This window comes from Mesorhizobium silamurunense, assembly GCF_014843825.1.
Taxonomy (GTDB): domain Bacteria; phylum Pseudomonadota; class Alphaproteobacteria; order Rhizobiales; family Rhizobiaceae; genus Mesorhizobium; species Mesorhizobium silamurunense.
This window is the reverse complement of sequence record NZ_JHQR01000075.1, coordinates 104,182-124,623: the sequence shown is the minus strand read 5'-3', so window position 1 is coordinate 124,623 and position 20,442 is coordinate 104,182. Positions and strand designations below refer to the sequence as shown.

22 protein-coding genes are annotated in these 20,442 nt (G+C 62.4%); 8 read left to right on the top strand and 14 right to left on the bottom strand.

Annotation, left to right across the window (positions count from 1 at the left end; genetic code table 11):
- From DH10_RS09830 to DH10_RS09820, 3 genes are all read left to right on the top strand, one after another.
- A partial coding sequence (locus DH10_RS09830) for an ABC transporter substrate-binding protein (protein WP_192384631.1) occupies nucleotides 1-1,588 on the top strand: 1,588 nt, incomplete at its 5' end.
- A 107-nt stretch (nucleotides 1,589-1,695) separates the two neighbouring features.
- Nucleotides 1,696-2,805: a carbohydrate ABC transporter permease gene (locus tag DH10_RS09825; RefSeq protein WP_376774894.1), complete on the top strand. Its 1,110-nt coding sequence runs from the start codon at nucleotides 1,696-1,698 to the stop codon at nucleotides 2,803-2,805.
- A gap of 8 nt (nucleotides 2,806-2,813) precedes the next feature.
- Nucleotides 2,814-3,731 (top strand): carbohydrate ABC transporter permease, encoded by a 918-nt coding sequence (locus DH10_RS09820; protein WP_192253795.1) that lies wholly within the window; start codon nucleotides 2,814-2,816, stop codon nucleotides 3,729-3,731.
- 90 nt (nucleotides 3,732-3,821) lie between these two features.
- Here the strand turns inward: DH10_RS09820 and DH10_RS09815 are convergent, their stop codons facing one another.
- The 3 genes from DH10_RS09815 to DH10_RS09805 all read right to left on the bottom strand — a co-directional run bounded on the left by DH10_RS09815 (nucleotide 3,822) and on the right by DH10_RS09805 (nucleotide 5,596).
- Nucleotides 3,822-4,184 (bottom strand): hypothetical protein, encoded by a 363-nt coding sequence (locus DH10_RS09815; RefSeq protein ID WP_312891305.1) that lies wholly within the window; start codon nucleotides 4,182-4,184, stop codon nucleotides 3,822-3,824.
- A 99-nt stretch (nucleotides 4,185-4,283) separates the two neighbouring features.
- The gene (locus DH10_RS09810; RefSeq protein WP_192253793.1) at nucleotides 4,284-5,027 is read right to left on the bottom strand and encodes a creatininase family protein; all 744 of its coding nucleotides are present in this window, start codon (nucleotides 5,025-5,027) and stop codon (nucleotides 4,284-4,286) included.
- 5 nt (nucleotides 5,028-5,032) lie between these two features.
- Complete coding sequence (locus DH10_RS09805) at nucleotides 5,033-5,596, bottom strand: SIS domain-containing protein (protein ID WP_192253791.1); 564 nt, start codon at nucleotides 5,594-5,596, stop codon at nucleotides 5,033-5,035.
- A 186-nt stretch (nucleotides 5,597-5,782) separates the two neighbouring features.
- On the opposite strand from DH10_RS09805, the gene DH10_RS09800 reads away from it, so the two are divergent.
- Nucleotides 5,783-6,805 carry an aldo/keto reductase gene (locus DH10_RS09800; RefSeq protein ID WP_192253789.1) on the top strand — a complete coding sequence of 341 codons (1,023 nt, stop codon included), beginning with the start codon at nucleotides 5,783-5,785 and terminating at the stop codon, nucleotides 6,803-6,805.
- 84 nt (nucleotides 6,806-6,889) lie between these two features.
- On the opposite strand, the gene hupB is transcribed toward DH10_RS09800, so the two are convergent.
- The 4 genes from hupB to clpP form a co-directional block, all read right to left on the bottom strand.
- A complete protein-coding gene (hupB, locus tag DH10_RS09795) occupies nucleotides 6,890-7,162 on the bottom strand; it encodes a DNA-binding protein HupB (protein WP_027166452.1) in 273 nt (90 codons plus the stop codon).
- A gap of 196 nt (nucleotides 7,163-7,358) precedes the next feature.
- Entirely contained in the window at nucleotides 7,359-9,770 is a 2,412-nt protein-coding gene (gene lon / locus DH10_RS09790) for an endopeptidase La (RefSeq protein ID WP_192253787.1), read from the bottom strand.
- A 276-nt stretch (nucleotides 9,771-10,046) separates the two neighbouring features.
- A complete protein-coding gene (gene clpX / locus DH10_RS09785; protein WP_059185169.1) occupies nucleotides 10,047-11,321 on the bottom strand; it encodes an ATP-dependent Clp protease ATP-binding subunit ClpX in 1,275 nt (424 codons plus the stop codon).
- Between the two features lie 294 nt (nucleotides 11,322-11,615).
- Nucleotides 11,616-12,245: an ATP-dependent Clp endopeptidase proteolytic subunit ClpP gene (gene clpP, locus DH10_RS09780; protein WP_192253785.1), complete on the bottom strand. Its 630-nt coding sequence runs from the start codon at nucleotides 12,243-12,245 to the stop codon at nucleotides 11,616-11,618.
- Nucleotides 12,246-12,590: 345 nt separating this feature from the next.
- Here clpP and DH10_RS09775 point away from each other — a divergent pair, with 345 nt between their 5' ends.
- Nucleotides 12,591-13,184 carry a hypothetical protein gene (locus DH10_RS09775; RefSeq protein WP_192253783.1) on the top strand — a complete coding sequence of 198 codons (594 nt, stop codon included), beginning with the start codon at nucleotides 12,591-12,593 and terminating at the stop codon, nucleotides 13,182-13,184.
- A 65-nt stretch (nucleotides 13,185-13,249) separates the two neighbouring features.
- On the opposite strand, the gene DH10_RS09770 is transcribed toward DH10_RS09775, so the two are convergent.
- A complete protein-coding gene (locus DH10_RS09770; protein ID WP_040969488.1) occupies nucleotides 13,250-13,453 on the bottom strand; it encodes a DUF3126 family protein in 204 nt (67 codons plus the stop codon).
- 146 nt (nucleotides 13,454-13,599) lie between these two features.
- The gene (cysE, locus tag DH10_RS09765) at nucleotides 13,600-14,448 is read right to left on the bottom strand and encodes a serine O-acetyltransferase (RefSeq protein ID WP_192253781.1); all 849 of its coding nucleotides are present in this window, start codon (nucleotides 14,446-14,448) and stop codon (nucleotides 13,600-13,602) included.
- Nucleotides 14,449-14,567: 119 nt separating this feature from the next.
- On the opposite strand from cysE, the gene DH10_RS09760 reads away from it, so the two are divergent.
- Nucleotides 14,568-15,170, top strand: coding sequence for an HD domain-containing protein (locus tag DH10_RS09760; RefSeq protein WP_192253779.1), 603 nt, complete (start codon nucleotides 14,568-14,570; stop codon nucleotides 15,168-15,170).
- A gap of 6 nt (nucleotides 15,171-15,176) precedes the next feature.
- Here DH10_RS09760 and DH10_RS09755 read toward each other — a convergent pair whose 3' ends face one another.
- The 3 genes from DH10_RS09755 to DH10_RS09745 all read right to left on the bottom strand — a co-directional run bounded on the left by DH10_RS09755 (nucleotide 15,177) and on the right by DH10_RS09745 (nucleotide 17,272).
- The gene (locus DH10_RS09755) at nucleotides 15,177-15,944 is read right to left on the bottom strand and encodes an alpha/beta fold hydrolase (protein WP_192253777.1); all 768 of its coding nucleotides are present in this window, start codon (nucleotides 15,942-15,944) and stop codon (nucleotides 15,177-15,179) included.
- A 15-nt stretch (nucleotides 15,945-15,959) separates the two neighbouring features.
- Nucleotides 15,960-16,472 carry a DUF192 domain-containing protein gene (locus DH10_RS09750; RefSeq protein ID WP_192253775.1) on the bottom strand — a complete coding sequence of 171 codons (513 nt, stop codon included), beginning with the start codon at nucleotides 16,470-16,472 and terminating at the stop codon, nucleotides 15,960-15,962.
- 206 nt (nucleotides 16,473-16,678) lie between these two features.
- Nucleotides 16,679-17,272, bottom strand: coding sequence for a cold-shock protein (locus DH10_RS09745; protein WP_192253773.1), 594 nt, complete (start codon nucleotides 17,270-17,272; stop codon nucleotides 16,679-16,681).
- A 258-nt stretch (nucleotides 17,273-17,530) separates the two neighbouring features.
- Between DH10_RS09745 and gloA the strand changes: the two genes are divergently transcribed.
- Nucleotides 17,531-17,971 (top strand): lactoylglutathione lyase, encoded by a 441-nt coding sequence (gene gloA, locus DH10_RS09740; protein ID WP_246506343.1) that lies wholly within the window; start codon nucleotides 17,531-17,533, stop codon nucleotides 17,969-17,971.
- A gap of 105 nt (nucleotides 17,972-18,076) precedes the next feature.
- Nucleotides 18,077-18,364, top strand: a complete 288-nt coding sequence (locus DH10_RS09735; protein WP_192253769.1) for a DUF2218 domain-containing protein — start codon at nucleotides 18,077-18,079, stop codon at nucleotides 18,362-18,364.
- A 64-nt stretch (nucleotides 18,365-18,428) separates the two neighbouring features.
- On the opposite strand, the gene DH10_RS09730 is transcribed toward DH10_RS09735, so the two are convergent.
- Both DH10_RS09730 and ilvA read right to left on the bottom strand, forming a co-directional pair.
- Nucleotides 18,429-19,001: a DUF1697 domain-containing protein gene (locus DH10_RS09730; protein ID WP_192253767.1), complete on the bottom strand. Its 573-nt coding sequence runs from the start codon at nucleotides 18,999-19,001 to the stop codon at nucleotides 18,429-18,431.
- Complete coding sequence (ilvA, locus tag DH10_RS09725) at nucleotides 18,998-20,254, bottom strand: threonine ammonia-lyase IlvA (protein ID WP_192253765.1); 1,257 nt, start codon at nucleotides 20,252-20,254, stop codon at nucleotides 18,998-19,000. Before ilvA ends, DH10_RS09730 begins: the two co-directional genes overlap by 4 nt.
- Nucleotides 20,255-20,442 lie beyond the last annotated feature (188 nt).

Here is a 20,442-nt window from a genome sequence, read left to right as displayed (position 1 = left end):
CGCGGCGTCCGGCGCCGGGCTCGGCGCGCTGACGAAGCCGGCCTCCGCCGCCAGCGAGCTGCGGACAAAGATCCTGCAGATCCCCGGTGTCGGCAAGGGTCAGCCGACCGATGCCGATTTCCAGAAGGTCGGCGAGCTCTGCCTCGAAGCAACCAAGGCCAATGTGAAGGAAGGCGAATTCGCCGGCGTCGAACTCACCTTCATGGGCCTCAACAATCAGAACCTGCACAACGTGCTGTTCCGCGGCTTCCTGAAGCCGTGGGAGACCTATACCGGCGCCAAGATCAACTGGATCGACCTGGCGCAGGCCGACTACAACCCGCGCCTGCAGCAGGCGATCGCCACCAATACAATCGATTTTGATATCGTAGAGATGGGCGCGCCTTTCGAAGGCGACGTCTGCGGCAAGGGCCTCACCTCCGAAATGCCGGACTGGGTCAAGAAGCAGATCGATATGGACGACCTCGTGGCCTATCTGAAGCCGCCGGTCGGCACCTGGAACGGCAAGCAGTATCGCGTGACCGTCGACGGCGATACGCACAACTTCAACTACCGCACCGACGTCTTCTCCGACTCCGATCTGGCAGCAGCCTGGAAAGCCGACAGCGGCGACAAGGCAGGCCTGACGGAATGGAGCGTGCCGAAGACCTGGCAGCAGGTGCAGGCCGTCACCAAGTTCCTCAAGGGCAAGCAGATGAAAGGCCAGGACGTCTATGGCTATCTCGACGCGCCCAAGCCATGGGGCGGTTTCGGCTTCTACTTCCTCGGCAGCCGCGCCAGCGCCTATGCCAAGCATCCCGACGACAAGGCATGGCTGTTCGATCCGGATACGATGAAACCGCGCGTCAACAACCCGGCCTGGGTGCGGGCGATCCAGGACGTGATCGACGCGCTGCCTTTCGAACCGCAAGATCAAATCAACGCCGACCCGAACCAGACCTGCTTCTCCCAATTCCTGGGCGGCACTGGTTCGATGCTGGCTTGGTGGGGAGATGCTGGCTCGAATGCGAAGACCAATGACTCCTCAGTCGTCGGGGACGTCACCGGCTTCTCGATCCTGCCGGGTTCCGACGACGTCTACAATTCCAAGACCGGAAAATGGGACAAGCTCGCCAGCGGCCCGAACTATGCGCCGAACTGCGCCTATCTCGGCTGGGGAGTCTATGTCATGGCTCGCGTCGACAGCGACGAGAAGAAGAAGAAGGCGGCATGGTCGGCGGCGGCCCATCTTGGCGGCAAGGACCTGTCACTCTGGTGCGCGGCGTATCCGTCGGGCTTCCAGCCCTACCGCAATTCCCATTTCGACATCCCGGAGTGGGTGGCGGCCGGCTACGACGAGGCTTTCATCAGCTCGTATCTCAAGTCGGAAGCCGACAGCTACAACCATCCGAACGCGGCGATCGAGCCGCGTATCCCCGGCATCTTCCAGTACTACAGCGCCGCCGAGGATATCCTGGCCAACACCTTCGCCGGCAAGATGAAGTCGCAGGAAGGCGCCGACGCTATCGCCGCCGCCTGGGAGAAGCTGACCGACCAGATCGGCCGCGAGAACCAGATCAAGCTCTACAAAGCCTCGCTCGGCATGTAGGCTGTTTCAGGAGAAGTCGCGGCCCGGCGACACCTCGTCGCCGGGCCGCATCTTGACCGGCGCTGGCCGGTCATTCGGACAAAAAGGCGAGAGGCGTGGCTGAACAGATTTCGACCGCGAATGCGTGGCCGGCAAATTCCACACCGGCCGATCTGATCCCGCCCGGCCGCAAGCGCCTCGGCTGGGCCTTGATAATTGCCGCGACGCTCGTGCTGCTGGCGATGATCGTGGTGCAGATCCTCTACACGACCTCAGTCGACACGGTTGGCTTCGATACCTGGCGTCCCGTGGTCTACGCCTACGTGGTTTGGGGCATGGCGCTCGGCGCCTGGCAGGTGCTGACGCGCGGCGAGGATGGCCAGCGTGCCCTGTTCCTGCTGCCGGCGCTGCTCTTCACCATCGCCATGGTGATCTTCCCGACGCTGTTCGGATTCTACATCGCGCTAACGGACTGGAACCTCAGTTCCTTCGCGGGCCGCAAGTTCAACGGGCTCGACAATTTCTGGCAAATGCTGGCCGACCCCTACTACCGCAACGCGCTGTTCAACATGGTCCTCTATGTGCTCGCGGTGCTGGTGGAATATGTCATCTCCTTTGGGCTGGCGCTGCTGCTCAATGCGCAGATCCGCGCCCGCAAATTCTTCCGTGTCGTCTTTCTCTTGCCCCTCATGCTGTCGCCAGTCGCGGTGTCGTGGATGATCGGCAAGTCGCTGATGGAGTATCGCTTCGGTCCGGCCGCGACGTTGGCGCGCACGCTCGGCTGGGACAATCCCGCCTTCTTCTCAAATCCGATCACCGCCCGCATCTCGATCATGGTGCTGGACGCCTGGACCTTCATCCCGTTCATGATGATCATGCTGCTGGCCGGCCTGCAGGCGATGTCGCGCGAGGTGATCGAGGCGGCGCGCGTCGACGGCGCGACGACATGGCAGACCTTCTGGCAGGTCACCTTCCCGCTGATGCTGCCGGTGTCGGTGACGGCGGTGATCCTGCGCATCATCTTCAAGCTCAAGCTCGCCGACATCATCATCACGGTGACGTCTGGCGGCCCCGGCGGCGCCACGGACTCGGTTTCCAGCTTCATCTATCGCGAATATCGCGACCGTTCGAATGTCGGCTACGGCACTATGCTCGCCATGTTCTACCTGATCATCATCGTCGTATTCGTCACTTGGCTGCTGAAGCTCGCCAGCCGCTTCGTGCGCAACGTCAACTGAGCGGCATCATGAGCGTCCAGACCACCGACTACACCGTTTCCGATATCCGCTCGCCGGCGGCCTTCATCACCAGCCGCGTCTTCATCTATGGCGCGCTGGTGTTCTGGTCCTTCGTCTGCCTGTTCCCGATCTATTGGACGATCACCACCTCGTTCAAATCGGCGGTCGACGTCACGCAAGGCCACCTCATCCCCTTCGTCGACTTCCAGCCTGACTGGAAAGGCTGGCGCTCGCTCGGCCTGTCGCCGGATTCGATCTTCCAGACCTCGACCGTGCGTGACGAGTTCCTGAAACGCTTCATGAACTCGGTCATCACCTCGGTCGGCGCGTCGAGCCTGGCCATCATCATCGGCAGCCTCGCCGCCTATGGCCTCACCCGCTATCGCTATCACTTCGCCTGGTTCAAGAACGAGGACATCTCCTTCTTCTTCCTCTCGCAGCTCATCCTGCCGCCGGTGGTGCTGGCGCTGCCCTTCCTGGTGCTCTACCGGGAAGTGGCGCTGCTCGACACGCGCATCGGGCTTGTGCTCCTCTACACGCTGATGGTGCTGCCGATCGTCATCTGGATCATGCGCGATCAGTTCAACTCCATTCCCGTCGAGCTCGAGGAGGCAGCCCTTGTTGACGGCCTGACCATCTGGGGCGCCTTCTTCCGCATCGTCATGCCGATAGCGCTGCCCGGCATGGTCGCCGCCTTCATCCTGGCGATGGTGCTCTGCTGGAACGAATATTTCTTCGCCGCTCTTCTGACGTCGACGGATGCCAAGACGATCCCCGTCATGGTGGCAAGTCAGACCGGCTCGCAAGGCATCAACTGGTGGTCGATGGCGGCGCTTGCCACGGCCGCCATCGCACCGCTGGCGATCATCGGCATCGCGCTCGAACGCTACCTGATCATGGGCATGACGGCCGGTTCGGTGAAGTAGGAGGCGATCCCCGCCAGCGCCCTGATCGGCAGTTGATCATCGGGTGTAGGGGCCGAGCGCCATGGGGGCGAGCACGCCGCGAGTTTTCACCTACATCGCCTCCGACGGCGCGAAAAAGCAGTTTTCGTGTTCCTCTGTCGGATGCAGGCAGATGTGGAAGTTGTCGTCCCCGGACGGAATGACACTATCGTAGGGAACGAAGTATCGGTCTGGATGGGTGACTTTCTGATGGTCACCCGGCCGCAATATGATCACGTAGCCATCAGCCTGCGGCGTTACGGTCATGCTAGGAATCCTGCCGCACTCGCCTGTCAATGGATCGCCGTGACAGCAGGCCGGCGGATAAGTCCAGCCGCTATCGGCATTGTGCGCAAACGCCGAAACATTCTGAAGTACTGCGGCCGTGGCGATCACGCCTGCCAAGGTTGCCCGTCGTTTTCCGACCGCGTGCACCGAACACCTCCAAGGGGCTCAGCGGCGAAGTTGGAGTTATTATATATTATTCGCACTTGCTAATATATAGAACGAAGGTGCTTCCTGATGTGGTGCCAGCTAACCCGTAAGCGTCGCCCGCAGGTGGTCAAGGATCATCGCGACGCCCTTCTGCCCCAGCTCAGCCGAAGCCTCCGCGGCGCTCTTTGTGTACCAGCCCGTATTGTCCGCGAAACGGCCGGCGTCCACCGCCTCGGGGCATAGCGCCAGCATGAGCGATGTCTCGCCGATGCCGGCGTGGTCGAACGGGTATTTGCCGTTCATCGCCGCCGGCATCAGCGGATGCACCTGCACCCAGTTGAAGACGTTCTCGCCCTGGGCATGGCCGGCATAGTAGTCGGCCATCTTGTCGGAGCCCCACCAGCCCTCGCCTCGCTCGTTTTCCAGGAAACGGAAGATCGCCTGCCGGCCGGCGGTCTTGAAGGCGAGGTCGGTCGGCATGCCGGCGACGAAATTCTCGGTCTGGTGATGGATGATGGCGTGGATGCTGCGGAAGCCGATGCGCAGCAGGCCGTAGAACAGCTCCTCGGCGAAAGGCGCCAGCACCGGACCGCCGACCTGCACCGAGCCGCTGCCTTCCGGCGGCGCCACGGCATAGCTCGCCGCGCCATAATAGAAGGGCGGCAGCATGACGATATCCCTCTCTTTCTCGAAGAGTTCCAGCGTCTTGATGACGGCGAGCGTGTCCATGCCGACCGCCATGTGTTCGCCATGGTATTCGAGCACGCCGAGCGGCAGCGCGACCGGCCAGTTCTCCTCGATCGCCTTGCGGATCTGGTGCGGCAGCATCAGTTCATAGCGCATGTCCTCTACTCCATGTTGGTGTGCCGTGCGCGCATGGCCTCAGGCGTTGCGCCGGTCAGCGCCTTGAGCTTCAGCACCATCACTTCGAACAGCAGGAACAGCGCGCCCTCGAACAGCGAGCCCATCGGCAGCACCGAGCTACGGGCTGCGCCCTGGTCGCTGGCCATGGTCTGGGCCGGAACGAGCAGCGTGAAATCGGCAAGCTTCGCGGCACTGCCGGCCGGTTCGGCGGTAAGCAGCAGCACCTTCGCGCCGGCGTCGCGCGCAACGCGCATCAGGGTCAGGACCGTGCTGGTCTCGCCCGGTCCGGAACTTGCGAGAAAGATGTCGCCTTTCGCCAGCGGCGGTGTGGTCATGTCGCCGACAACCGCGGCAGGCAGGCCGAGATGGAAGAGCCGCATGGCGAAGCCCTTGACCTGCAATGCTTCGCGGCCGCAGCCATAGACGACGATCTTGCCGGCGCCGGCGAGCATTGCGCAGGCGGCGACCCGGCCGTCATCGATGCGCCGCACCACGGCGCCAAGCTCGTCCAGCGCGATCTCGAACATCTCCGGTCCGGCCTGCGTCATGGCTGTTCATCCTGTCTGCCGAAGCCTGATTAGGCGTGCGGCGTTGCGGTCGCGTTTGCCGCGAAACACTTGTTTTTGTTCATGCTATCACCGCGAAAATTGGTGTCCAACGAGCCTCGGCGCTTTTGCAGTGCCACCGGCGTGATAGTGTCATGTCAGACAAATCGATCCGGGACATTCGAGGCTATGAAGACACGGCATTTCGACCGCATCGGCAATGGCGGCATCACCTTCACCGAACTCGGCTTCGGCACCGCGCCCCTCGGCAATCTCTACCGCGCCGTCTCCGATGAGGACGCCAATGCCACACTGGAAGCGGCATGGAAGACCGGCTGCCGCTATTTCGACACCGCCCCGCTCTATGGCCTCGGCCTCTCTGAAACCCGGCTCAACCCTTTCCTGCGCGGCAAGAAGCGCGACGACTATGTGCTGTCGAGCAAGGTCGGCCGCCTCATGCGCGTCTCTCCCCCCGACCAGCGCACCGGCATCGGCAAGTTCTTCGAGACGCCCTCGCGCCGGGAAGTCTACGATTACAGCTATGACGGCGTGATGCGTTCCTTCGAGGCATCGCTGGAGCGTCTCGGCGTCGATCGCATCGACATCCTCTATGTGCACGACGTCGACATCTTCACCCATGGCAGCAAGGAGGCGTCGGACAGGCGCATCGAGGAGTTCATGTCCTCGGGCTATTACGGGCTGCTCTCGCTGCGCGACCAGGGTGTGATCAAGGCCTTCGGCGGTGGCATCAACGAATGGCAGGTCTGCCAGACGCTCGCCGAACGCGGCGATTTCGACCTGTTCCTGCTCGCAGGCCGCTACACGCTGCTCGAGCAGGAAGCGCTGGCTACCTTTCTGCCGCTCTGCGAGCAGCGCGGCATCGGCATCATTCTCGGCGGCCCCTACAATTCGGGCATCCTGGCGACGGGGCCGACACCCGGCGCTTTCTACAACTATACCGAAGCGCCAAAGGACGTGCTCGATCGCGTGGCGCGCATCGAGGCGGTCTGCAAGCGCCATGGTGTGCGGCTGATCGAGGCCGCGCTCCAGTTCCCGCTGCGGCATCCTTGCGTGATGTCGGTGATCCCCGGCGGCCAACGGCCGGCAGAGGTCGAAGCCAACCGCGCGCTGCTCGACGTCAAGATCCCGGCGGCCCTGTGGTCGGATCTCAAGCAGGAAGGCCTGATGCGCGCCGACGCGCCGACCGCCTGACTGCAGATATCCTGCCGCCGCCGGGCACACAAAAGAAAAGCCGGGCAAGCCCGGCTTTTCTGGCTTTTCTGTTAAAAAAAGGTCTTAGTTGACCGCGTCCTTGAGGCCCTTGCCGGCCGAAAACTTCGGCACGGTGCGCGCCGGAATCTTCACTTCCGCGCCGGTCTGCGGGTTGCGGCCGGTCGAAGCAGCGCGTTTTGACACGGTGAAATTTCCGAAGCCGACAAGCCGGACATCGCCGCCCTTCTTCAGTTCGCCAGTGATCACGGAGAACACCGCATCGACGGCGGACTGCGCATCAGCCTTCGAAATGCTTGCGGAGTCGGCGACAGCGGACACCAGTTCGTTCTTGTTCATCAAAATTCCCTTCCATGAGAAAACCGGAACGTACGACTCATCCGGCAGGAAACGGACTTTAGAAAGAAGCGTCCCGGAACCCAAGCCGAAAACCGCGGAATTCCGGGCTTTTTTCTACTTTTTCGGAGATTTTTCACATGAAAAAGCCGGGCTGGAAGCCCGGCTTTCTCTTTGTGCGCTGCAACGTTAGAACATACTAATGAGCGAGCGATTTCCCGGCATCGTCGCCGGCATCCACGCCGGCCGGCGGATTCACCGGCTCTACCCACTCGATCGGCTCCGGCATCCTGACCAGCGCCTGCCTCAGCACCTCGCCGACCCGCGAGACCGGAATGATCTCCATGTTGTTCTTCACATTGTCCGGAATCTCCGCCAGATCCTTGGCGTTGTCTTCCGGGATCAGCACCTTCTTGATGCCGCCGCGCAGCGCGGCAAGCAGCTTCTCCTTCAGGCCGCCGATCGGCAGCACCCTGCCGCGCAGCGTCACCTCGCCTGTCATCGCCACATCGGCCCGGACCGGAATGCCGGTGAGCACCGACACGATCGCCGTCACCATCGCCACACCCGCCGACGGACCGTCCTTGGGCGTCGCGCCTTCCGGCACGTGGACGTGGATGTCGCGCTTATCGAACAGCGGCGGCTCGATGCCGAAATCGATGGCTCGCGAGCGGACATAAGAGGCCGCCGCCGAGATCGATTCCTTCATCACGTCGCGCAAGTTGCCGGTCACCGTCATGCGGCCCTTGCCGGGCATCATGACGCCTTCGACCGTCAGCAGCTCGCCGCCGACTTCCGTCCAGGCGAGACCGGTGACGACGCCGACCTGATCGTCGGCCTCCACCTGACCGAAGCGGAAGCGCGGCACGCCGAGATAATCGGCGAGGTTGTCCGCCGTGATCTTCACCGTCTTCTTCTTCGTCTTCAGGATCTCGGTCACCGCCTTGCGCCCGAGCTTCATCAGCTCGCGCTCCAAGCTTCTGACGCCGGCTTCCCTTGTGTAGGTCTGGATGATGCCGCGGATCGCATCCTCGCCGACCGAGAACTCGTTCGGCTGCAGCGCGTGATCGCGGATCACCTTAGGCATCAGGTGACGCTTGGCGATCTCGATCTTCTCGTCCTCGGTGTAGCCGGCGATACGGATGATCTCCATGCGGTCCATCAGGGGCGCAGGGATGTTCAGCGTGTTCGCCGTCGTCACGAACATCACGCTCGACAGGTCGTATTCGACCTCGAGGTAATGGTCCATGAACGTCGAGTTCTGCTCCGGATCGAGCACCTCGAGCAGGGCCGACGACGGATCGCCGCGGAAGTCCTGGCCCATCTTGTCGATCTCGTCGAGCAGGAAGAGCGGGTTGGACTTCTTGGCCTTCTTCATCGACTGGATGACCTTGCCGGGCATCGAGCCGATATAGGTCCGCCTGTGGCCGCGGATCTCGGCCTCGTCGCGCACGCCGCCGAGCGCCATGCGGATGAACTCGCGCCCCGTGGCCTTGGCGATCGACTTGCCGAGCGAGGTCTTGCCGACGCCGGGCGGGCCGACGAGGCACAGGATCGGTCCCTTGAGCTTCTTCTGGCGGCTCTGCACGGCGAGATATTCGACGATGCGCTCCTTGACCTTGTCGAGGCCGAAATGGTCGGCGTCGAGCACGTCCTGGGCGAAAGCGAGATCCTGCTTGACCTTGGAGTTCTTGCCCCATGGGATCGACAGCAGCCAGTCGAGGTAGTTGCGCACGACGGTCGATTCAGCCGACATCGGCGACATCGACCGCAGCTTCTTCAGTTCGGCTTCCGCCTTCTCGCGGGCCTCCTTGGAGAGCTTGGTCTTCTTGATGCGCGCCTCGATCTCGGCAGCCTCATCGCGGCCGTCCTCGCCCTCGCCGAGCTCCTTCTGGATCGCCTTCATCTGCTCGTTGAGGTAATACTCGCGCTGCGTCTTCTCCATCTGGCGCTTCACGCGCGAGCGGATGCGCTTCTCCACCTGGAGCACGGAGATCTCGGCTTCCATGAAGCCCATCGCCTTCTCGAGACGCTCCTTGATAGAGAGCGTGGCGAGCATCTCCTGCTTCTCGGGGATCTTGATGGCCAGATGCGAGGCAACCGTGTCGGCGAGCTTGGAATAGTCGTCGATCTGGCTGGCGGCACCCACCACTTCGGGCGAGATCTTCTTGTTCAGCTTGACGTAATTTTCGAAGTCGGTGACGACCGAGCGGGCAAGCGCCTCGATCTCGACCTCTTCCTCCTCCGGCTCGACCAGCGCCGTGGCGCGGGCCTCGTGGAAATCGGCGCGGTCGGTGAACGAGACGATCTTGGCGCGCGAGGCGCCCTCGACCAGCACCTTCACGGTGCCATCGGGAAGCTTGAGCAGCTGCAGCACATTGGCGAGCGTGCCGATGTCGAAAATGGCATCGGGCTCAGGATCGTCGTCGGCTGCGTTCATCTGGGTGGCGAGCAGGATCTGCTTTTCCTGACCCATCACTTCTTCCAGCGCCTTGATCGACTTTTCACGCCCGACGAAGAGCGGAACAATCATATGCGGAAACACCACGATGTCTCGCAGCGGGAGAACCGCGAAGACACCGTCGCCGGAAGCCTTTGATATTTTGGCCATTGTCCAACCTTTCATGTCGCAGCCGCTAATTTTAGCCAACCGCGAATCTCATATTAACGACCGAGCGTCGTTCCGCCTACCACCGTTTGTGACGGGAGTTTTACAGCACAGAATTCGGCACTTCGGCCTTCCGCTGTTAGGTGGATGCGGGCGGTGCAAAGATCAAGGGTCAACATGGTCGCTCGGTCCACTCCATCGCCAGGCGGCGCATCCCTCACAGCAAAACGGCGCCGCACGGGCGCCGTTCCATGAAAAATTGCCGGATCAGCAGTCATCTCAGGCGCTGACGTTGCCCTTCTTTTCCTTCTGCTCGGAATAGATGTAGAGCGGCCGGGCGTTGCCCGAGACAACCTCTTCCGAGATCACCACTTCGCGCACGCCTTCCAGCGCCGGAAGCTCGAACATCGTGTCGAGCAGGATCGCCTCCATGATGGAACGCAGGCCGCGCGCGCCGGTCTTGCGCTCAATGGCGCGCTTGGCGATCGCCGACAGCGCGTTCTCATGGAAGGTCAGGTCGACATTCTCCATCTCGAACAGCCGCTGATACTGCTTGACCAGCGCGTTCTTCGGCTCGGTCAGGATCTGGATCAGCGCCGGCTCGTCGAGATCCTCGAGCGTCGCCAGAACCGGCAGGCGGCCGACGAATTCCGGGATCAGGCCGAATTTCAAGAGATCTTCCGGCTCGACCTGGCGGAACAGGTCCCCGGTGCGGCGATCCTCGGGCGAAGCCACGGTGGCGCCGAATCCGATCGAGGTCTTGCGGCCGCGATCCGAGATGATCTTGTCGAGCCCGGCAAAGGCGCCGCCGCAGATGAACAGGATGTTGGCGGTGTCGACCTGCAGGAATTCCTGCTGCGGGTGCTTGCGGCCGCCCTGCGGCGGCACGGAGGCGACGGTGCCTTCCATGATCTTCAAGAGCGCCTGCTGCACGCCCTCGCCCGACACGTCGCGGGTGATCGAGGGGTTGTCCGACTTGCGCGAGATCTTGTCGATCTCGTCGATATAGACGATGCCGCGCTGGGCGCGCTCGACATTGTAGTCGGCCGACTGCAGCAGCTTCAGGATGATGTTCTCGACGTCCTCGCCGACATAACCGGCTTCGGTCAGCGTCGTGGCGTCGGCCATGGTGAAGGGCACGTCGATGATGCGGGCGAGCGTCTGGGCGAGCAACGTCTTGCCGCAGCCGGTCGGGCCGATCAGCAGGATGTTCGACTTCGCCAACTCGACGTCGTTGTTCTTTCCGGCATGCGCGAGGCGCTTGTAGTGGTTGTGCACGGCCACCGACAGCACCCGCTTGGCGTAGGGCTGGCCGATGACATAATCGTCGAGGACCTTGAGGATCTCCTGCGGGGTCGGCACGCCCTCGCGCGACTTCACCATCGAGGTCTTGTTCTCCTCGCGGATGATGTCCATGCAGAGCTCGACGCATTCATCGCAGATGAAGACGGTCGGACCGGCGATCAGCTTGCGCACTTCGTGCTGGCTTTTGCCGCAAAACGAGCAATAGAGCGTGTTCTTTGAATCACCGCCGTTGTTGCTAACTTTGCTCATTTTTCTGTCCTTTCACCGCCTGCCCGCCGATGGTCTGGCCGCGTCGGCGTCTCACCAATCTATCGCGGGAATCCGCCACCGCCAGTGTCCCGGCTCACACAGCGCATTCCGTACGAAACACAATCAGAAAACGCGACAATGATTCGCAGCAACCCCATGCAAAGCTAAGCCGTCGAAAATCAACATAGCCTTAACGTAGGCAATCCCGAACCCTGAGGGAACAGGCAATTGTGGCCGAAATGCCGCAAGCCGCGCCAAAAGCGCGTTATCCCGCCATCCAGCTGCCATCAGGGCCTATGCGGCGGCCGCCTCAGCCGGCTCGCGCGACGAAATGACCTTGTCGATCAGACCAAAGTCCTTGGCCTCGTCTGCGGTCATGAAATGGTCGCGGTCGAGCGTCTTTTCGATCTCGTCGTAGCTTTTGCCGGTGTGCTTGACATAGACCTCGTTGAGGCGGCGTTTCAGCTTGATGATGTCCTGCGCGTGACGTTCGATGTCTGACGCCTGACCCTGGAAGCCACCGGAAGGCTGGTGGACCATGATGCGGGCGTTCGGGGTGGCAAAGCGCATGCCCTTCTCGCCGGCGGTGAGAAGCAGCGAGCCCATCGAAGCCGCCTGGCCGATGCAGAGTGTCGATACCGCCGGCTTGATGAACTGCATGGTGTCGTAGATCGCCATGCCTGAGGTGACGACGCCACCTGGGGAATTGATATAGAGGTTGATTTCCTTCTTGGGATTCTCCGCCTCGAGAAACAAAAGCTGTGCACAAACCAGCGTCGCCATCCCGTCCTCGACCGGACCGGTGATGAAGATGATGCGCTCTTTCAAGAGCCGCGAGAAAATGTCGTAGGCGCGCTCGCCGCGATTGGTCTGTTCGACCACCATCGGAACGAGGTTCATGTAGGTTTCGACGGGGTTCTTCATGGACTATCCCTTTTCGAGATGGGATTCCGGCGCCGCGAGATGAGCAAGTCGGGCAGAATCGGGTTTTAGATCGTTAGGATGTAAATAGGATGCCGGCTCACCCTAGCGCAAGGCCGCCCCTCCTAGCCATCTGGTCAAGTCGAATCAAGCGCTGCGAACGACGAAATGGCCGTGATGGGTCACAGAAATGCCCCTGCCCGAAATACCGGGCCGCGCATACGCGGCGAAGGTAGCAATTTCTTAACCGCGCCGCTTAACGACAAGCCCTGAAACAGCTTTGCCGTATTGGACCTTCCGCTACATTCATGCGTTGAACTGGCGTCCTTTTTCAACGGGGGAAATGTCATGATCCGCAAGAGCTCCGTATCCTTGGGCGCGGCCAGCCTCGCAATGCTTGGCGCCGTGTCCGAAACCGCTGCCGGCGGCCGGGCTCTCGAATGCTACGAGCCGGTGCGCCGACCAGCGCTTTACGACACGGTCTATGAAGACGTGATGGTCAGCCCTGGCGGCCAGCTCGTCGATTATGACCCGCCGATCTACGGCACGACCGAAAGCATTGAGCAGATCGCCCCGCCTCGCGTCAGCTATGAGGTGGTGCCCGCCGTCACACGCACCGTCTATCACACGCTCAAGGTGGACGATGGCGGCTATGCCTGGGAATGGCGCGTCATCCACGGCCGCAAGGTGCTGTGCAAGGTGTGGCGCAAGGCGCGCTACGCGCGGGTCGCCGAAACCGTCATCGTCGAGCCGGAGCGCGTCCGGCGCGTCGTCCTTCCGGCCGAATATGAAGGCGTTGCCCGCGAGGTGCTGGTGCGGCCAGGAGAGCGGCGCATCACGGAAATTGCGCCCTCATACCGGACGGTGGCGCGTCGGGTGGTGGTGCGGGAAGGCTCGACCCACTGGCGGCGGGTGCACATCCCGCGGCGTTGCGTGGACTAGCCCGGAAATCCCACAGGGGTGTTTCCGACCGGGGCGGTATGGCGAGCCCGGCCGGAAAAGTCGGTTCAGGCCAGATCGACGTCGAGGATCGCCATCGAGAAATTATAGTCGCCGTCGTCTTCGTCCTTGAAGACGATGCCGAGGAACTCGTCGCCGACATAGACCTCGGCCGAGTCTTCCTTGCGCGGGCGCGCCTTCACCTGCAGCTTGGGATTCTGGAAGACGCGTTTGAAATAGGCGTCCAGCTTTCTGATTTCGTCCGGCTTCAAAAGTCTTCTCCGAATGCGGCTGTTCGTTGGAACGCGCTTCTGACACGCCGACGATGGCGATGTAAAGGCAAGCCGGCAGCATAACACGGGACAACCGGCGCCTGAAATGGTGGCCGGATTCCGGCCGCAGTCGATAACGGCCGGATTCAGATGTCGAAGCTGACGACGTGATCCATCGTCTGCGAGGGCAGGAGCTGGTCCATCTGTCGCGAAGGCTGGTCGCAGCCGGTCTCGCCGACGACACGCGCCGGCACGCCGGCGACCGTCTTGTTGTGCGGCACGGGCGACAGCACCACCGAGCCGGCCGCGATCTTCGAGCAGTGGCCGATCTCGATATTGCCCAGGATCTTGGCGCCGGCGCCGATCAGCACGCCGCGGCGGATCTTCGGATGGCGGTCGCCGCTGGCCTTGCCGGTGCCGCCCAGCGTCACGCCATGCAGGATCGACACGTCGTCCTCGATAACGGCCGTCTGGCCGACGACCAGGCCGGTGGCATGGTCGAGGAAGATGCCCTTGCCGATGCGGGCGGCCGGATTGATGTCGGTCTGGAACACCGAGGATGAGCGGCTCTGCAGGTAGAGCGCGAAGTCCCTGCGGCCCTGGTTCCACAGCCAGTGCGCCAGCCGATGCGTTTGGATGGCATGGAAACCCTTGAAATAGAGCACCGGCATGATGAAGCGGTCGCAGGCCGGGTCGCGATCGTAATAGGCCTGGATGTCGACGCGCACCGTTGTGCTCCACTCCGTATCGTCGGCAAGCATGGCCTTGAACGTCTGCCGGATGAGGTCGGAGCCGATGTCCTGATGCGCCAGGCGCTCGGCCAGCCGGTGAATGACCGCTTCCTCCAGGCTCTCCTGGTTGAGAATGGTCGAATAGAGGAACGCTGCAAGCAGCGGATCGCGGTTCACCGCTTCCATCGCCTCATCGCGGATCGAACGCCAGATGGGATCGACCGGCTGCACCATGCTGGGGCGCGCTATCGTTACGCTGTTCATCGACGGTCTCCGGCCTGCTCGTTCTCCGGCGCACATATAGGCCATATCATAGCACGGTTGAACTCAATTTTCCTTAGTGCTTTGTCAAATGGACTTGGTTCATCGAAATTCAACCCGCAATGGAAAACGAACCCTTGATCGACGAAGCCCTGAAAAGCGAGCTTTCCGCCCTCTATCGGGCCGCGGATCGGCACTACCACAGCCTCGCCCATATCGAGGCCATGCTGGCGCTAGCCGCGAAGTACAAGAGCCTGCTCCACGACCCGGACGCCGTTGAGGCGGCGATCTGGTTCCACGACGCCGTCTATGACAGCCGCGCCAAGGACAACGAGGCCAAAAGCGCGGCGTTGGCCGCGAAAAAGCTCTCCGGCCGCATCAGCCCCGAGCGCCTCGCACACGTCGCGGTGATGATCAACGCCACCGCCACGCACCAACTGCCGCCGCTCGGCGATGAGCATGCCGCCTATGACGCAGCCCTGTTCCTCGACATAGACCTGGCGGTCCTCGGCGCCGAACCGGATGCCTTCGATGCTTATGAAAAGGCGGTCCGACGCGAATATGGCTGGGTCGAGGAGCCGATGTGGCGCGCCGGCCGCGCTGCCGTTCTGAAGAGCTTCCTCGATCGCCCGCACATCTTCCACACCGCGGAATTCCGGAAGCGTTTCGAGCCTCGGGCGAGGCAAAACCTGAAAAGGTCGCTGGCCGCGCTCGAAGCCGGATAATGTCGCTCAGAGTGGGTTTTCGGCGTAGAACTCCAGCACGCGCTGCTTGAAGCTCTTGTCGCCGACGGCGAGCATATGGTCGCGGCCTTCGATGTGGAACGCTTTTGCGTTGGGCATCAGGACGGCCAGTTCGTCGGGTGAGCCGGCGATGTCGTCTTTGGTCCCGACGGCGATCAGGGCCGGCTGGGCAATGCGCGCGACATCCTCCTCGCTCATGGATGCGCGCGAGCCGACGATGCAGACGGCGAGCGCCCGGCGGTCGCTGCGCGTCTGGTCGGCGAAGGCGCGAAACGAGCGGCCGCGCGCATGGCCGATCGTACCAGGATCCTCGGCCAGAAGCGCATCGGCGATCGGGTCCCAATCGCCGACGCCATCGACAAGGCCGACGCCGAGGCCGCCGAGCACCAGCGTCGCCACCTTGTCCGGATTGGACAATGCCATGAATGCGGATACCCGCGCGCCCATCGAATAGCCCATGACATGGGCGCGTTCGATGCCAAGATGATCGAGCAAGGCGGCCGCGTCCGAAGCCATCCTGGCCGGCGTGTAGTCGGCCTCCTCGTAGCTCTTGGTTGAAGAGCCGTGGCCGCGATTGTCGAAGGCGATGGCGCGGTACCCGGCGTCGTTCAGCGTCTTGAACCAGCCGGGCGAGACCCAGTTGACGTAATGGCTAGAGGCGAAGCCGTGGATCATCAGCACCGGATCGCCCTGCCCGGACGCCGGCTGGCGGTCGAGGTAAGCGAGTTCGAAGCCGTCATGGGAAAAATATTGCATTTGGCGCTGCCGAGGTCAGTTGGAACCGGCGCCTGCGGCCTTGTCGATCGCCGGGTGGCGCAAAACGTCTCCATCCGCGAGACCGTCCCTGGCGGCCGTTCCCGCCTTCAGCTCGAGCACGAAGCTTACGGGCTGCCCCGGGGAGATGATCGCTTCGGATTCCGGTTCGCCGCGCTTGATGGCCTTGATCCTGCCGTCCTGGCCGACGAAGACCAGGTCGAGCGGCATCGGCGTGTTCTTCATCCAGAAATTCACCTCGCCAGGCCTCTCGAACACGAACAGCATGCCGTGATCGTCGGTCATGTCCTTGCGGAACATCAGCCCGGCCTCGCGCTCGTCGGAGGTGTCGGCGATCTCGATGGAGAAGGAATGCTTGCCGGAGCCGGTCACCGCGACCAGCGGCGTCGGATCGACCGGCAGCATCATGGCCTGGCCGTCCGCCGAACTCGGCTTCAGGGCGCTGAAAGTGGCGGCCAAAACGATGGCGGCGGAAAGCGCGCCTGCAGTCAGCCAGTTACGATAAGCCATATGATACCTCGTCCAGGGCTCGTCCTAGACCATGGTCCAGGCGAGTGGAACCGGTTTTTCGGACACGATCGGCCTTTGCACCGGACAAGGGCTATCGTGTCGGGAAAGCCTATTGCATGTCTCCCAAAAGCGCGAAGCGGTTTTGGGAGAACGACATGCACAAAGACCTAAAGCGCGTCGCATGAATCCGTTTTACGCGACGCGCTTTAGTGCGAGACCGGCAAGGTGCCCATATCGGGGTGAATTTCGGCGGCCATAAGGCCTTTGTCGCCGCGGCCGAAGCGAACCAGAACGACCTGGCCGGGTCTCAGTTCGGTGATGCCGTAGCGCCGCAACGTCTCCATATGGACGAAGATGTCCTCGGTGCCCTCGCCCCGGGTCAGGAAGCCGAAGCCCTTGGTGCGGTTGAACCACTTCACCAGCGCCCGCTCGAGCCCGCTCTCCGCCGTCACGGTGACATGCGTCCGCTGCTCCTGCTCCGCCGGATGCACCGCTGTCGAGGCGTCCATCGAAAGAACGCGGAAAGCCTGCAGGCCACGCTCGCCCTGCTTGACGAGGCAGACGACGCGGGCGCCTTCCAACGCGGTCTGGAAGCCGTCCCTTCGAAGACATGTCACATGGAGGAGAATATCACCCGAGACGCCGTCGTCCGGAAGAATGAAGCCGTAGCCCTTGGCCACGTCGAACCATTTGATAGCGCCGGCGATTTCGACAAGCTCGGCGGAGTCGCCGCCACTGTCTCGCGTCAAGGCGTCGTCAAGGCTTCCGTCCCGCCTCGTGAAAGAGGCTTTTTCCCCCATAAGAATGCCCCCTTTTCAACTGCAACCGCTACTGATTCTTGCCATCAGATTAACACCGCGGCTTCCGGGGTGTGCAAGACCTGACGTGCCTTTTTTCACCGTTGAGCACCGGAAAGCCTTAATTGTTGTTTGCCGGCACCGCTTGACGCGCGACGGCGCGGCCCTGAAATCGACCGATCCGTCCGTTTTGTCCGACGATTGCCCTTTGGCGGAGCGGCTCCTATGGTGCGCCGCACGCAACGTTCCGAGGAGCCCGATATGCGCTATCTTCACACCATGGTCCGTATCGCCGACATTGATCGATCGCTCGATTTCTACTGCAACAAGCTCGGCCTCAAGGAAGTGCGTCGCTACGAGAACGAGCACGGACGCTATACGCTGATCTTCCTCGCCGCGCCCGAGGATGAGCAAAACGGCATTGCCGAGAAGGCGCCGCTGGTCGAGCTGACCTACAATTGGGATCCGGAAGAGTATAAGGGCGGCCGCAATTTCGGCCACCTTGCCTATGAGGTCGACGACATCTACGCCACCTGCCAGAAGCTTATGGACAATGGCGTGACCATCAACCGGCCGCCGCGCGACGGCAACATGGCTTTCGTCCGCTCGCCGGACGGCATCTCGATCGAGCTCTTGCAGAAGGGCCCTGCCAAGGCGAAGGCCGAGCCCTGGGCCTCGATGCAGAACACGGGAAGCTGGTAATCCCAGGGAGGCTTCACCTGGCGCTTCACCAGGCAGCGCCTATCTATTCGTGAGTGGCGCCAGCCTGGCCAGGCTGGCGCTTTCTTGATCCGCCGGGAGAATTTCATGCCGACCAGCCGCGCCGATGTCGCCACCGAACATGCCAGCCGCTATCTGCAGCAGCTCTGCAAGCATTGGTCGCACAAGTTCCCGGTCGAGTTCGATCCGCATCACGGCGCCATCCAGCTTTCGCTCGGCCGCACCGTGATGGATGCCGACGACAAGGCTCTTCATATCGCGGTTGCCGCTGACGACGCTGCCTCGCTCGAGCGCCTGGAAACCGTGGTCGCCGACCACATCAAGCGCTTCGCCTTCCGTGAGGAGCTGACCTTCGACTGGCAGCAGGTCGCCTGAGTCCGGAGCAATTCCAGGAAAAGTGCCTCGCGGTTTTCCGTCCGGAATTGCGCAGAATGAATAATCAGCCGCCGGCCTTGCCCGCAATTTCGAGCAGGGCAAGGACGCTCCGCCAGTTACGCGCCGTGCCCGGCACCTTGAGCGTGCGCGGGATGAGATTGGCGAACACCGATTTGCCGAGCCCTTCCGGCGCGTGCAGGTAGAGCACGTCGCCCTTGATCTCGAAACGCTCCGGGCCGGTGCATTTTTCCGCAAGCCGCTTGGTCTCTTCCGCGGTCGGCTCGCGCTCCAGGGCATAGGCATGCAGCTTGGTCGGCTCCCCGGCCACTTCCGGATAGGGATTGTCTGCCACCAGCCGCTCGAACCAGCCGGCATCGCGCACCATGATGCGCGAATTGAAGCCCCATTTCTTCTCGAAGGCCGCTTCGAGCTGCTTCGTCAGCGAGACAGCATCGCCCTTTTTCGCGCGAAACACCACGTTGCCGCTCTGCACGTAGGTCGCGACGTCGGTGAAGCCGAGGCCTTCGAAGAACGACTTTAGCTCCGCCATCTTGACGATGCGGTTGCCGCCGACATTGATGCCGGAAAAAAGCGCGACGAAGACGGCTCCCTTTTCACTCGTTTTTGGCCCGCTCATATGATGAACCCCGCCAGCGTTTCGTTGTCGGTAATGTCCTGATACTGCACGCCCTCGGCGTCGAAATTGGCCTTCAGCAGATCGAAATTGCGCCGGTCCTTGGTCTCGATGCCGATCAGCACCGAGCCGAAATTGCGCGCCGACTTCTTCAGATACTCGAAACGCGCGATGTCGTCGTCGGGGCCGAGCATTTCGAGGAAGTCACGCAGCGCGCCCGGCCGCTGCGGGAAGCGGATGATGAAATACTTCTTCAACCCCTCGAAACGCAGCGCCCGCTCCTTGACGTCCGGCAGGCGCTCGAAATCGAAATTGCCCCCGGAGACGACCGCGACGACGGTCTTGCCCCTGATCTCCTTGCGCGAAAAATCCTTGAGCGCATCGATCGCCAAGGCACCGGCCGGCTCCAGCACCACGCCCTCGACGTTGAGCATCTCGATCATCGTCGCGCAGAGCCGGTTTTCCGGGACGAGCCGGACGGCATCGGCGGTGAACTCCTTGAGATGGCGCAGCGGCTCGCGGCCGATCTCGGCCACCGCCGCGCCGTCGACGAAATTGTCGACCTTGGCGAGCTTGACCCGCTTGCTGCTGGACAGGCTCTCGCGGAGGCTCGGCGCGCCCGCCGGTTCGCAGAAGACGAAGCGCGTGTCGCGGTGCCGGTCCGCGAAATAGTGCGTCACCCCGGCGGCCAGGCCGCCGCCGCCCACCGGCAGCATGACGATGTCGGGCATGCGCCCGCCAGGCATCTGGGCCGCGATTTCATAGGCAACCGTCGCCTGGCCCTCGATGATGTCCTTGTGGTCGAAGGGCGGCACCATATGCGCGCCGGCGGTTTCGGTGAATTCAAAGGCAGCACGATAGCAATCGTCGAAGAAGTCGCCGACCAGCCTGATCTCGACGAAGTCGCCGCCGAACAGCCGCGTCTTGTCGATCTTCTGCTGCGGCGTCGTCACCGGCATGAACACGATGCCTCGTTTGCCGAAATGCCGGCAGACGAAGGCAAAGCCCTGGGCATGGTTGCCGGCCGAGGCGCAGACGAACAGCTCGGCGTTGTTGCCGGCAGCGAGCGCCTTGCGGAAGAAATTGAAGGCTCCCCTGATCTTGTAGGAGCGGACCGGGGTCAGGTCCTCGCGCTTCAGAAGAATGCGGGCGCCGGTCTTCTTCGACAGGTAATCGTTCTCCTGCAGCGGCGTTTCCGGAAAGATCTCGCGGATCGCCTCGGCGGCGGCGGCAACACGGGAGGAGAAACTGTTCATGAGGCAACCGGGTCCGGGATCACGTGGTTCGCGGCCCAAGCCTATTGCATAGTTTGGTTTTTGCGGCCACCGATGCGGCCGCCCCAGGCTTAGATCGCTTTGGCTTTCGCGCAACAGTGCCGGAGCCGTCGCCGGCCGCCGAGCAAATTTCCGCTGGACACGACTTACTTCCGCCGCACTTCGCCTGT

Coding starts and splice junctions, on each gene's coding strand:
- DH10_RS09820 (WP_192253795.1), top strand. CDS start 2,814: ATGAGCGTCCAGACCACCGACTACACCGTTTCCGATATCCGCTCGCCG.
- DH10_RS09810 (WP_192253793.1), bottom strand. CDS start 5,027: ATGCGCTATGAACTGATGCTGCCGCACCAGATCCGCAAGGCGATCGAG.
- DH10_RS09805 (WP_192253791.1), bottom strand. CDS start 5,596: ATGACGCAGGCCGGACCGGAGATGTTCGAGATCGCGCTGGACGAGCTT.
- DH10_RS09800 (WP_192253789.1), top strand. CDS start 5,783: ATGAAGACACGGCATTTCGACCGCATCGGCAATGGCGGCATCACCTTC.
- hupB (WP_027166452.1), bottom strand. CDS start 7,162: ATGAACAAGAACGAACTGGTGTCCGCTGTCGCCGACTCCGCAAGCATT.
- lon (WP_192253787.1), bottom strand. CDS start 9,770: ATGGCCAAAATATCAAAGGCTTCCGGCGACGGTGTCTTCGCGGTTCTC.
- clpX (WP_059185169.1), bottom strand. CDS start 11,321: ATGAGCAAAGTTAGCAACAACGGCGGTGATTCAAAGAACACGCTCTAT.
- clpP (WP_192253785.1), bottom strand. CDS start 12,245: ATGAAGAACCCCGTCGAAACCTACATGAACCTCGTTCCGATGGTGGTC.
- DH10_RS09775 (WP_192253783.1), top strand. CDS start 12,591: ATGATCCGCAAGAGCTCCGTATCCTTGGGCGCGGCCAGCCTCGCAATG.
- cysE (WP_192253781.1), bottom strand. CDS start 14,448: ATGAACAGCGTAACGATAGCGCGCCCCAGCATGGTGCAGCCGGTCGAT.
- DH10_RS09760 (WP_192253779.1), top strand. CDS start 14,568: ATGGAAAACGAACCCTTGATCGACGAAGCCCTGAAAAGCGAGCTTTCC.
- DH10_RS09755 (WP_192253777.1), bottom strand. CDS start 15,944: ATGCAATATTTTTCCCATGACGGCTTCGAACTCGCTTACCTCGACCGC.
- DH10_RS09750 (WP_192253775.1), bottom strand. CDS start 16,472: ATGGCTTATCGTAACTGGCTGACTGCAGGCGCGCTTTCCGCCGCCATC.
- DH10_RS09745 (WP_192253773.1), bottom strand. CDS start 17,272: ATGGGGGAAAAAGCCTCTTTCACGAGGCGGGACGGAAGCCTTGACGAC.
- gloA (WP_246506343.1), top strand. CDS start 17,531: ATGCGCTATCTTCACACCATGGTCCGTATCGCCGACATTGATCGATCG.
- DH10_RS09735 (WP_192253769.1), top strand. CDS start 18,077: ATGCCGACCAGCCGCGCCGATGTCGCCACCGAACATGCCAGCCGCTAT.
- DH10_RS09730 (WP_192253767.1), bottom strand. CDS start 19,001: ATGAGCGGGCCAAAAACGAGTGAAAAGGGAGCCGTCTTCGTCGCGCTT.
- ilvA (WP_192253765.1), bottom strand. CDS start 20,254: ATGAACAGTTTCTCCTCCCGTGTTGCCGCCGCCGCCGAGGCGATCCGC.